Consider the following 10,035-nt stretch of genomic DNA (forward strand, 5'->3'; position numbering starts at 1 on the left):
AGGCACGAGACGCGAAGGTGACCGATCTGCCCCGTGGGCTTGGAGGACCACCGGGTGTGGAAGCTGATGAAGAAACCGGCGGCGGACCGGGGCGACGCAACACAACCACCGTTACCGCCGGGTCACGCGGTAGGGCGTTTATCAAGCCAGAGGAGCGCCCTTCGGTGGGAGAGCCGCAGCGACGCGCGCGGAAGCCGAGGAGTCGGAAAACGAAACGTACCCCCAAGTCGGGAAACATCGGTGAGTGAGGCGATCGGCGCGCATGGTGCTTGTGGTGGCGAATGCCGGCGATGCAGTCGCGAGTGCCTTTGTCCGACGGTATGCGCGACAGGGTGTTCGATTGCTCCGGCCAGGCGACCTTTCGCGGTCGGGTTGGAGGTATGAATCGGGTGACCATGCCAAACCATCGCAGGTCGTCGTCGCAGGGCGTGTGTGCCGGGAAACCCAGCTCGCAGGAGTCATTACGCGGCTTGCTTCAGTGGCGCCGGCGGATCTGCCGCATATTGAACCCGCCGACCGAGCCTATATCGCCCAGGAGATGCAAGCCTTTCTCTTGGCGTGGCTTCACATGCTCCCTTGTCCTGTGCTGAACCGACCCACTCCGGTATGTTTGGCTGGTGAGTGGTGGTCTCCCCAAACGTGGATTCACAAGGCCTGTCGATTGGGCGTCCCGGTAGCGAGAAGCGAATGGTACGTTGGGCGAGGCCGGTGCATGAAGGCGATACGGCCGGTCAGGGAACATCCTCATGCTGCGAGCATCACGGTTGTGGGATCACAGATCATCGGCAATGCCGTTCCGCGTGTCGTGCAGTATGCGACAAGGCTGGCGCAAGCGACGGAACTCGATCTTGTCACGGTCCGCTTTTCATCTCCCAATAATGACGCGCGGTTTCTCGATGCCAGTCTCTGGCCAAATCTTGCCGATCGAACGATTGCGGCGGCGGTCATGCGGCATGTGAGGCGGCAATGTCCGCCGGTTTGGAGAGAAGTGGTGCCGGCATGATTCTCTTGTGGGGGCTGCCGGAAGATGATCCGCTGGAGGCGGTCTTTCGGGCGCTTCAGCTGAGAGGGGCACCGATGATCCTGGTCGATCAGTACGAGGTGCTGAATTCGTCACTAAGACTCCGCGTTGCGTGCGAGGTTGAAGGGCTGTTGCGTGTCGGATCTCAAGAGATTCGGCTCGAGCAGATCTCGGCGGCGTACATTCGTCCATACGACTCCACCGGGTTGCTTCGCGGTCGCGAAGCCCATCCACAGTCCTCCGCCTATCGGCATGCGATGGAATTCGATGCGTGTCTGCGTGCCTGGCTCGAGATGACGCCTGCGTATGTCGTGAATCCAATGCGCGCCATGGCCGGAAACAATTCCAAACCTTTCCAAGCGACACAGATTCAGGCGATGGGGTTTCGAAGTCCCGAGACGCTTGTGACAACCGATCCGGACACGGCACGGGCTTTTTGGGAACGTCACGGCAGAGTGGTCTATAAGTCGCTGAGTGGCGTGCGCAGTATCGTTTCCCGGCTCTCTTCAGCGCACATGAGGAGACTGGGCGATATTGTTTGGTGTCCGACACAGTTTCAGCAGTATGTGCCGGGGGCCGATGTGCGGGTACATGTCGTGGGGAATCGTCTTTTTGCCTGCGAGATTCTCTCGGATGCCGATGACTATCGTTATGCGGGAAGGGAGGGGAGATCTGTGGAGATGCGGACCTATGATTTGCCGCCGGACTGCGCAAACAGATGCCTGGAGCTGTGTGAGGCAATGGATCTTGCGGTGGCCGGCGTCGACCTCCGCCGGACGCCGGACGATCAGTGGTATTGCTTTGAGGTCAATCCGTCACCGGGATTCACGTATTTCCAGATGCAGACCGGTCAATCCGTCGATCAAGCCATCGCCGAGCTGCTTCTGCAGGTACCCATGCCGGTTAGGCACCGAGAATGATCAAACGAGGGGAGGATTGCCCTTATCCCGATAACACAGCAACCCATCGATCACAGCGGCGAAGGGCGTGAGCCGGTGTTGGTCTGCTTTCGTTTCCGACATGATATGTCGGACTTCCCAGTCCCTCGTCACGAAAGCGTCGGCGATCAAGGATCGACGGCACCGCCGGGGCACGGCTTCCGCGCACATGATCGCCGCTTTTTCCTGTCTCGCGCGGTATGGATGTATGGTTTGTGGGGATGTAGAGTGAACATGCTAATCTAGCCAATGGCTAGCTAGAATAGATAGTGTCAGCTAGGAGGTCGATGATATGGCCGTCACAGTGGGTCTGGCGGAAGCGAAGGACAAGCTTTCCGAATTGATTGGTCGAGTCGCGCAAGGAGAGGAAATCACCATCACGCGGCATGATGCGGCCATCGCCAGGCTAGTGCCCGCGAAACGGCTGAGTCGGGAAGAAGTCGTGCAAGCGATCGAGGGGATTCGGGCGTTGCGTGCCAAACATCGTGTCAAATTGACCACCGAAGACATTATCGCGTGGAAGAACGCCGGGCGACGATGAGTTTTGTGCTCGATTGGTTGTAGCCCAACATTGGGTTCTTGAAGTTGGCAACGTGCTATTGAATGCTGAGCGATCCAAGAAGAAGACGGCGGCTGATACGACGCTGTTTCTGAATTTGTTGAACAAGCTTGCCATTGAATCGGATGCTCATACAGGACACCATGCAACGACTACCACTCTTGCATTAGGGCGGAGGCACAAACTGAGCAGCTATGATGCGGCGTATCTTGAGTTAGCGATGCGTCTTGGCCTTCCGCTTGCCACCCTCGATAAGAACTTGCGAAAGGCGGCGCGCGCCGAAGGCATCGCCGTCTTGCCGGAAAAAAATACCCAGATAAGGCATTGGCCGAAAACAAACGAGCCGCGCATGCTTCAACGCTCCGGCCGAGGAGCCTAGAACCCGTTTCACCCATTTCGATGAAGAAGACCAGGCCATGGACGTCGCTAGGGGAAGAGACTTCCACTGTTCGGTCCAGGATACCGCAGCTCTCCGTTTTCCACCGCAGCGAAGGGCGTGAGCCGGTGTTGGTCTGCTTTCGTTTCCGACATGATATGCCGGACTTCCCAGTCCTTTGTCACTAAAGCATCGGCGATCAAGGATCGATGGCATCGCCAGGGGACCGCTTCCGCGCACATAATGGCCGTCTTGTTGTTCGCACCAAACGCCATAAGCTCTTTTAGCGCCTCGCTGAACGGTTCCGTCTGCATATAATCCGCATAGCCGCGAAAGCTCGCGTTGCGCCAGCCGATGTTGATGGAATCCTTCTTGGGCTTGCGTAATCCGCCGAGACTGCCTGAATGCCGATAGTGAATAGCCGCACCGCCCAAGCTCTTCGTCAACGTTTCGGTGTTGAATTGCGGGTTGTAGCGCGAGCGAGGAACAGTCCGCACGTCGACGAGCTGTTGGATACCATGCGCTTTCAGCAGCGATACGAATTCACTGATTGGTCTTGTCGAATGGCCGATGGTCCAGAGAATATTGGACATGGTCCGATCATCTTTCGGCTGCTTCCGCCGCCCATTGGGTCAACGCTTCCACGTCTTCGATCACGTCAATCGGTACTTCATAAAAGGATGTGAGTGTCTGCTTGGCATTCGGGCGAAACGGCTTCATGCCATGCTCTTTGTAATTGGGGACGGTGGTCGCAGTCACTTTGAAGTAAAGACGGCCTTTATGAATGATGCCAAAAAACGTGGCTTTCTGATAGAGACCATAGCCGCCGAACATGGCTCGGCACGTCACATGGTGAAGATCGGTCAGCTGATCCAGGATGAAGTCTTTGAAGCCGTCGTGCTTCGCCGGCATGTTTCATCCGGGCTTGCGCCCTGCGACCATTCGAACGGCGATCGGGAAGGTGATGCGAGCCCCACGCTGGAACTGCGAAGCAGCTTCGATGATAAGGCGTTTTACCTCCAGCCGTTGCGCCTCCGACAGCGTGGCCATCAGATTTTGGACCGGAGCTGCGATCTCCATCAGGCTCGTATAATAGTCATCAGCTGAGCCGTAGGACCATTCTCCAAGAAACTCCTGGTCAGTGAGGTCTGTGAGACCGGATTTCTCCAGCATGCCGGCGAACTCGCCGGGTGTGGCGAGACGGAAAATGCCTGGCGCCATTGGGTCCGCCGGCGGCAGGTCGATCACCTGTTTGACGGCAGCCATCGCGGCGGTGATGGAAGGATTTTTTTCCGGAGCGGACCAGACGGCTACCGAGACCCAGCTTCCCGGCTTCAGGACACGCGCGATTTCGGCGGCAGCTTTGGGAATTTCTGGGAGAAACATGAGACAGAAGCGGCTGGTGACGGCGTCGAAGGAAGCGGATTCGAACGGGAGCGCGGTCACATCGCCGACCCTGAACGTCACATTATGCAAGCCTAGTCTTTTTGCCTTTTTCTCGGCTACAGCGAGCATATGTTCGGCGAGATCAATGCCCACCACGCTGCCGTCCGCTCCGACAGTTTGGGCGCCGAGGAGCGCTGGATAGCCCGTGCCCGATCCCAGATCCAAGACGTGAAGTCCGTTGCGCAGTCTGGCGTCGGCCACGAGCCGGTGGTTCAGGAACGCCATCTGTTCATCGAAGAAGCGATCCCATTTTTCCCAGCCGCCTGCAACACGGTTCCAATCCTTGCGTTGACCGTCAATGACTTGTTCGGGTGATGGCGTTGCCATGAAGTTACCTCAAGGCTTGCAGAGTCTGGCGCATCTCTTGGAGTTCGGAGACAAAGAGGTCCAAGTGTTGATCGCGCTGCGGCTGATCATTCTTGAATTTCCATAATCGTTTGAAGATCGTTCTGAGTTCCTTGTTATGTGTGACGGCCAATGCGTAGGCCGGTTGCTCTTTCACCGACTTTTCGACGTGGCACATGCCGTTATCGATCGCATGGAACTGATTGTGCAAATCGTCGAGAGATTGATCGACGCCTTTGCCTCCCTTGGCGGCTTGAGCGGAGGTCTCCGCCATAGTCGTCAGATTGACGAGGGTATCGAGGCCCGTTGCTCCCTTCGCTTTCTCGGTAAATTCCTTTGCGTGGGGATAAAAGAGGTAGCTGCATCCGCTTGTGCTCAGCAGTAGCAGAACCGCAATTGGAAATACTGACTTCCAGCTCATATGTCCTCCTTAGTCAACGGGTGGTTTCGAGAGAAAAGTCCCCGCCGTTTGAATGGAAACCGTGAAGCTTCTCTCTCTGCTGAACGCTCTTAGACCGTGACGGTCACTGTCTTGATCGCGGCCTTTACTTGGGCGGCCATCTCCGGTGGAATCGAATCCAGCTCATGACATTGCTTGGCGTGGGTGGCGACCAACTGCATCAGTTCCGACTCCGTCTCCGCTCTCACCTGGAATCCGCAGCCGCCCGATGGTTGCACATCCAGACATCCGAGCTGCTTGTACGGTTTGTCTGCCAAGGCTATCTCCCCTTATGAGGATATCGAGCATGTGGAGTAAAAACAATCTATCGCTTCCTGTGCTCGCTGAATAAAAGAATCGTAGTGGATTTGTACGTAACAGATCAACCTCCGAATGGCTCGAAGGCCAGAACGGGTGATTATAATAAACTATGCGACTTGCCAAACTGGTTGATACGGTGACTCGGACCCGCGCGAGCGACAAAAGGTCTGATAAAGTCCGCATCTTGGCCGACATGCTGCTTCTCGCCCGTGCGCGTGAAATCGAACTGGTCGCGTTCTACCTCAGCGGTTCGCTCCCTCAAGGCAGAATCGGTGTCGGCTGGAGTCTCATTCAACAGGCGATGGCGGGCAACGAATCCTCGATGGAACCCTTGTCGTTACAGGATGTGGACGATGCGATCAGCCGCCTGGCTGCAGAGCGGGGTGCCGGATCGACAGAGCGCAGAGCCGCTGTGCTCGCCCGGCTGTTCAGCCGGGCAAGCACAGATGAGCGGCGCTTTCTCTCGCAACTCTTGATCGGCGAGATCAGGCAGGGCGCATTGGAAGGTCTCCTGCTTGAGGCGATTGCCCGTGCGGCCCGTCTTCCTCCATCCGATGTCCGCCAAGCTTCCATGTTCGTTCCGAGCATCGGTGTGTTGGCTCGTGCCGCCTTGGAAGAGGGAGCGATGGGGATCGGCCGATTCTCGCTGAAACTGTTTACGCCTGTCGCACCGATGTTGGCAAACAGTGCCGGGGATGTGGGAGAGGCGTTGAATCGTCTGGAGGAAGCGGCGTGGGAATATAAGCTGGACGGTGCCCGCATCCAAGTGCACAAAGGCGGTGACGAAGTACGAATCTTTACCCGGCAATTGCAAGATGTGACGCAGCGATTGCCGGAACTCGTCGAATGGGCGAAACATGTACCGGTCCGAGAAATGGTGCTGGATGGAGAAGCATTGGGTTTGCGACCGGATGGCCGGCCCCAGCCGTTCCAGATCACGATGCGGCGCCTTGGTCGACAGAAAGACGTGACGACTCTTCGGAAGGAAATTCCTCTTACGCCGTATATGTTCGATGCACTGTATCTCGACGGTACCTCATTGATCGGTCAGCCCTATCGAGATCGTATCGAAGTCCTGAGTGAAGTGGCTTCTTCTGCAAGAGTCACACAAATACAGACGAGTGATCCTGACCAGGCGCGGACGTTCCTTCAGGCCGCCTTGACGGCCGGACATGAGGGGGTCATGGCAAAATCGTTGAGTGCTTCCTATAACGCCGGACAGCGCGGATTCCATTGGTTGAAGCTCAAAGAGGCCACGACGCTTGATTTGGTGATTCTTGCCGCAGAATGGGGCAACGGCCGCCGAGAAGGTCGGCTATCCAATCTTCATCTGGGGGCGCGAGATTCCGAGAGCGGCCAATTCGTGATGCTCGGCAAGACATTCAAAGGATTGACCGATGAGATGCTGCGCTGGCAGACACAAAAATTGCTTTCCCTTGAGACTCACCGCGACCCCTCTACTGTCTTTGTGAGACCTGAGTTGGTCGTCGAGATTGCGTTCAGTGATATTCAAGATTCGCCTCGATATCCGGCCGGTCTCGCGCTCCGCTTTGCTAGAGTGAAGCGGTACCGGACCGATAAGACAGCCAATCAAGCCGACACGATTCAAACCGTGACGGAATTATTCAAGAGCCAGCGGGCGTGACCCGCCAGACCTGTTGTACTTCCGTCCGGATCGATTCTACAATACTGCCCGTGTGTCCATTAAATGCGTAGTAGACGCGGGAATGCAGAGAATGATTGCAACTAGTTGGAAAGCGCAGAAGGCACACCTAGCCTCCACGTGCTGTCTTTTGGCAAGGCTGAAGAAAGTTGATCAAGCTCTCTGATCGTGTCGGTTCGGCCAAACTGATAACGCGGCTGCAACGACCAGCCATGTAACACCCAGGAGAATCGCCACTATGTTGAGCTCGTACCAGGCATTTATCCCAAGGAATGCCTCATTGAGAAGCAATGCCAGCAGCAACATACCGAATCCAATCCAATTAATAAAACTCAGACCCATGGATTGTCTCCTTTCTAGTGGTGTGATGCCTTTGCCTGCGTTCAGTGAACTCCCGAATGAATGTCCTTTTGAACTGAATGAGAACCCTACATCACTCGAGACTACCTCCTCATGATCTTGAAAAGCTGACGGGTGAACGACATCATGCGTTCTGACGGCGTGGCCCTCCCCACAGTGAAAGCCAAAGTCCAACACCGAGGTACATGACAGCCGGAACAATCACGGAGAAGTTGAAGTCGTACCACACGTTCAAATACACGACCTCATTTAGAAAGAGAGCAAAGAGCAACATCCCAAACCCTACAAGATTGAACCAACGAAAACCCACGACTGGCCTCCTCTCGTTGATGTCACCGACTTGTGAGCAACGATCGTGTTACTGAACCGTCTTCTCTTTCAATTAGGAGGGAATTGTACGGTATTGCTGACAAGAAAAGCTACGGTGAAAATGACGGAACGTCCCATGGCATATTCTGATCTGTGAGTTTGTCAACCGTACACAGTGCCACGGAAGTATGAGGTAAAACTTGCCTAGAATTATCCTTCACTTAGATATGGATGCTTTCTTCGCGGCGATTGAGGAGCGGGATACTCCAGCTTTTCGAGGGGCCCCCCTCGTCGTTGGCGCAGACCCGATGGGTGGAAAAGGCCGCGGGGTAGCCGCCACGTCGAACTATTTGGCACGTGCGTACGGAATTCACTCCGCGACGCCAATTTCGACTGCGTGGCGCTTATCTGAGGCCGCTCGTCGGGCGGGAAAGCCACCGGTGACCTTTGTATCGGTCGACATGAAAAAGTATGCACGGGTATCAGGGAAAGTCATGCGGATCGTACGGTGCTTCATCCCTCGTGTGGAACAGGCCAGCATAGATGAGGCATACGGCGAGGTGAGTTGGACCGGATCATATGAAGAAGCAGAACGGCTCTGCCGCCGTCTGAAAGTGGAGATCCATTCGGAAGAACAATTGACGGCCTCAATCGGTATTGGGCCGAATAAGTTGATCGCCAAAATCGCTTCAGGGTGGCGGAAACCTAACGGACTTACGGTCGTACGCAAGGAAGAGGCCGAGGCGTTTTTGGCTCCACTCCCAATCCGGCTGATTCCCGGTATCGGACCTAAAACAGAAGACATCCTTAAGGCCAAGGGCATCAAGATTGTCGCGGATCTCAGAGCGGTGGCCCTCCATCAGCTCGAAGCCCTGTTGGGGAAACGCGGGGCGGATTTCCATGAGAAGGTTCGCGCACGCGATGATTCACCGGTTGAGGAATATTCGGAGCCAAAATCCATAGGGGAGCAGGAAACGTTCGAAGTCGATACGCTCGACAGTCATACGCTTCTCAATCAACTTGATGAGCTTGTTCGAGGCGTGATTGATCGCTTGCATCACGAGGGATTTCATTCGTTTCGAACCGTCGTGCTGACCGTTCGATTTGCAGATTTTGTGACCAAGTCCCGCGCGCATACATTGGCTATGGCGACTGATGATCATGCGACATTGAGACGGGAAGCCTTGAAATTGATGCTGCCTTTTCTCGATCAGCGTGAAAACCCAAACCGGAAACTCATCCGCTTGCTTGGTCTTCGAGTGGAGAAGTTGACCAATTCCCGCTTGAGTTGGAGTTCGACGCCTACCTATAGCCCTACATTCTGGTGAAGGATCGGCCTTCGGCCATGTATGCTTTCCCATTCACGGTAAAATTATATTCAGAATCAACAAGCTATATTCACCATACATCGGAATGATGAATCCATATCCCTTCGCTGTTTAGTTTCGATACGGTCCCAAACAAGATGTTGCACCGGATTCATGAGCAATCTCGTACGCATGTAAATGCGCTATAGGTATGGCACTTGCTCTATTCATTCCGTGAAAATTGCCGATGGATCTTTGGAGGTATCATGAATATTGGAGCAAATGAAGTTATCCAAGGATTTCCTGTATGCCGCGTAGGGAACATGAACGCTGAAGCTGCTGGGGTCAGTGTTCGTAGAGAAGAGGAGACATATCATTCGCGCCGGCGGGAAGCGCGGGAGAACGAACAGAAGGCATGCAGGTACAGCCTATGCGAATCGTTCGATGGAGAGCAAGTGACCATTGAACAGGGTGTGGTGTATTCTATTAATAGGAGTGAGCATGGGATTCTCGTGTTGATGGGGGGGCGGCCTCGAAAAGGGCAACTGCTGGAACTCCATGTCGCTGAAAGACGATGGGAATATTCCCTGAGTTTGTATGAAGTACAGTGGACGAAAAGAGTGCCTGTTGAGTCTCACGGTGAGCTTTTTCTCGTGGGGTGCCGGCTGGTATTCGAAGCATCTCGATACTGGGCGTTCTAAGTTGTCTTCAGGGTGGAACTTCACTCGTGTCACCATAAGGTCAATCCTGCTCGGTCTCCTTTTATTATCTTACTATCTGATAGCTATCATTCTTGGGATGCCACCTTTTAGTGGTTGAGGAAGGTGGTGAGTGGAACGGGGAATCATCCCGCCGGAGGCGGGCCTCGCCTCACACTTACGTCTCCTATCCCTGAAGCCGATCATGAACGGATTGCCTCCGCCTCTTGACAACTGAAATGTCCGAACGGTC

General features: G+C 55.0%; 15 protein-coding genes and 1 pseudogene. 8 read left to right on the forward strand and 8 right to left on the reverse strand.

Going from position 1 to position 10,035, the window contains the following annotated elements:
- The 3 genes and pseudogenes from ACOSYY_RS09330 to ACOSYY_RS09340 form a co-directional block, all read left to right on the forward strand.
- Nucleotides 1-248 (forward strand): annotated as a pseudogene (locus ACOSYY_RS09330) (hypothetical protein); the annotation flags it as partial.
- Between the two features lie 14 nt (nucleotides 249-262).
- Nucleotides 263-1,003: a hypothetical protein gene (locus tag ACOSYY_RS09335; protein WP_421661997.1), complete on the forward strand. Its 741-nt coding sequence runs from the start codon at nucleotides 263-265 to the stop codon at nucleotides 1,001-1,003.
- Entirely contained in the window at nucleotides 1,000-1,941 is a 942-nt protein-coding gene (locus ACOSYY_RS09340) for an ATP-grasp domain-containing protein (protein ID WP_421661998.1), read from the forward strand. Before ACOSYY_RS09335 ends, ACOSYY_RS09340 begins: the two co-directional genes overlap by 4 nt.
- Here ACOSYY_RS09340 and ACOSYY_RS09345 read toward each other — a convergent pair whose 3' ends face one another.
- Nucleotides 1,942-2,130: a hypothetical protein gene (locus ACOSYY_RS09345; protein ID WP_421661999.1), complete on the reverse strand. Its 189-nt coding sequence runs from the start codon at nucleotides 2,128-2,130 to the stop codon at nucleotides 1,942-1,944. It lies immediately after the preceding gene.
- Nucleotides 2,131-2,251: 121 nt separating this feature from the next.
- Between ACOSYY_RS09345 and ACOSYY_RS09350 the strand changes: the two genes are divergently transcribed.
- Both ACOSYY_RS09350 and ACOSYY_RS09355 read left to right on the forward strand, forming a co-directional pair.
- Complete coding sequence (locus tag ACOSYY_RS09350) at nucleotides 2,252-2,500, forward strand: type II toxin-antitoxin system Phd/YefM family antitoxin (RefSeq protein ID WP_421662000.1); 249 nt, start codon at nucleotides 2,252-2,254, stop codon at nucleotides 2,498-2,500.
- 13 nt (nucleotides 2,501-2,513) lie between these two features.
- A complete protein-coding gene (locus ACOSYY_RS09355; RefSeq protein WP_421662001.1) occupies nucleotides 2,514-2,897 on the forward strand; it encodes a type II toxin-antitoxin system VapC family toxin in 384 nt (127 codons plus the stop codon).
- 47 nt (nucleotides 2,898-2,944) lie between these two features.
- Here ACOSYY_RS09355 and ACOSYY_RS09360 read toward each other — a convergent pair whose 3' ends face one another.
- From ACOSYY_RS09360 to ACOSYY_RS09380, 5 genes are all read right to left on the reverse strand, one after another.
- The gene (locus ACOSYY_RS09360; protein WP_421662002.1) at nucleotides 2,945-3,487 is read right to left on the reverse strand and encodes a DUF488 domain-containing protein; all 543 of its coding nucleotides are present in this window, start codon (nucleotides 3,485-3,487) and stop codon (nucleotides 2,945-2,947) included.
- A gap of 7 nt (nucleotides 3,488-3,494) precedes the next feature.
- Nucleotides 3,495-3,806, reverse strand: coding sequence for a TfoX/Sxy family protein (locus ACOSYY_RS09365; protein ID WP_421662003.1), 312 nt, complete (start codon nucleotides 3,804-3,806; stop codon nucleotides 3,495-3,497).
- A gap of 3 nt (nucleotides 3,807-3,809) precedes the next feature.
- A complete protein-coding gene (locus ACOSYY_RS09370) occupies nucleotides 3,810-4,667 on the reverse strand; it encodes a class I SAM-dependent methyltransferase (protein WP_421662004.1) in 858 nt (285 codons plus the stop codon).
- Between the two features lie 4 nt (nucleotides 4,668-4,671).
- On the reverse strand, nucleotides 4,672-5,106 hold the full coding sequence (locus ACOSYY_RS09375; protein ID WP_421662005.1) for a hypothetical protein: 435 nt from the start codon (nucleotides 5,104-5,106) through the stop codon (nucleotides 4,672-4,674).
- An 89-nt stretch (nucleotides 5,107-5,195) separates the two neighbouring features.
- The gene (locus ACOSYY_RS09380; protein WP_421662006.1) at nucleotides 5,196-5,402 is read right to left on the reverse strand and encodes a DUF1059 domain-containing protein; all 207 of its coding nucleotides are present in this window, start codon (nucleotides 5,400-5,402) and stop codon (nucleotides 5,196-5,198) included.
- A gap of 152 nt (nucleotides 5,403-5,554) precedes the next feature.
- Between ACOSYY_RS09380 and ACOSYY_RS09385 the strand changes: the two genes are divergently transcribed.
- Nucleotides 5,555-7,090, forward strand: a complete 1,536-nt coding sequence (locus tag ACOSYY_RS09385) for an ATP-dependent DNA ligase (RefSeq protein WP_421662007.1) — start codon at nucleotides 5,555-5,557, stop codon at nucleotides 7,088-7,090.
- Between the two features lie 171 nt (nucleotides 7,091-7,261).
- Here the strand turns inward: ACOSYY_RS09385 and ACOSYY_RS09390 are convergent, their stop codons facing one another.
- Nucleotides 7,262-7,450 (reverse strand): hypothetical protein, encoded by a 189-nt coding sequence (locus tag ACOSYY_RS09390; RefSeq protein WP_421662008.1) that lies wholly within the window; start codon nucleotides 7,448-7,450, stop codon nucleotides 7,262-7,264.
- A gap of 142 nt (nucleotides 7,451-7,592) precedes the next feature.
- Nucleotides 7,593-7,778 (reverse strand): hypothetical protein, encoded by a 186-nt coding sequence (locus ACOSYY_RS09395; protein WP_421662009.1) that lies wholly within the window; start codon nucleotides 7,776-7,778, stop codon nucleotides 7,593-7,595.
- Between the two features lie 199 nt (nucleotides 7,779-7,977).
- Between ACOSYY_RS09395 and dinB the strand changes: the two genes are divergently transcribed.
- On the forward strand, nucleotides 7,978-9,105 hold the full coding sequence (gene dinB / locus ACOSYY_RS09400) for a DNA polymerase IV (protein WP_421662010.1): 1,128 nt from the start codon (nucleotides 7,978-7,980) through the stop codon (nucleotides 9,103-9,105).
- 434 nt (nucleotides 9,106-9,539) lie between these two features.
- Nucleotides 9,540-9,785 (forward strand): hypothetical protein, encoded by a 246-nt coding sequence (locus tag ACOSYY_RS09405; protein ID WP_421662011.1) that lies wholly within the window; start codon nucleotides 9,540-9,542, stop codon nucleotides 9,783-9,785.
- Nucleotides 9,786-10,035 lie beyond the last annotated feature (250 nt).

This window comes from Nitrospira sp. BLG_2 (genome assembly GCF_049222245.1).

What these genes read in the sequence shown, in the direction of transcription:
- ACOSYY_RS09335 (WP_421661997.1), top strand. Translation starts at nt 263, where the DNA reads ATGGTGCTTGTGGTGGCGAATGCCGGCGATGCAGTCGCGAGTGCCTTT.
- ACOSYY_RS09340 (WP_421661998.1), top strand. Translation starts at nt 1,000, where the DNA reads ATGATTCTCTTGTGGGGGCTGCCGGAAGATGATCCGCTGGAGGCGGTC.
- ACOSYY_RS09345 (WP_421661999.1), bottom strand. Translation starts at nt 2,130, where the DNA reads ATGTGCGCGGAAGCCGTGCCCCGGCGGTGCCGTCGATCCTTGATCGCC.
- ACOSYY_RS09350 (WP_421662000.1), top strand. Translation starts at nt 2,252, where the DNA reads ATGGCCGTCACAGTGGGTCTGGCGGAAGCGAAGGACAAGCTTTCCGAA.
- ACOSYY_RS09360 (WP_421662002.1), bottom strand. Translation starts at nt 3,487, where the DNA reads ATGTCCAATATTCTCTGGACCATCGGCCATTCGACAAGACCAATCAGT.
- ACOSYY_RS09365 (WP_421662003.1), bottom strand. Translation starts at nt 3,806, where the DNA reads ATGCCGGCGAAGCACGACGGCTTCAAAGACTTCATCCTGGATCAGCTG.
- ACOSYY_RS09370 (WP_421662004.1), bottom strand. Translation starts at nt 4,667, where the DNA reads ATGGCAACGCCATCACCCGAACAAGTCATTGACGGTCAACGCAAGGAT.
- ACOSYY_RS09375 (WP_421662005.1), bottom strand. Translation starts at nt 5,106, where the DNA reads ATGAGCTGGAAGTCAGTATTTCCAATTGCGGTTCTGCTACTGCTGAGC.
- ACOSYY_RS09385 (WP_421662007.1), top strand. Translation starts at nt 5,555, where the DNA reads ATGCGACTTGCCAAACTGGTTGATACGGTGACTCGGACCCGCGCGAGC.
- ACOSYY_RS09390 (WP_421662008.1), bottom strand. Translation starts at nt 7,450, where the DNA reads ATGGGTCTGAGTTTTATTAATTGGATTGGATTCGGTATGTTGCTGCTG.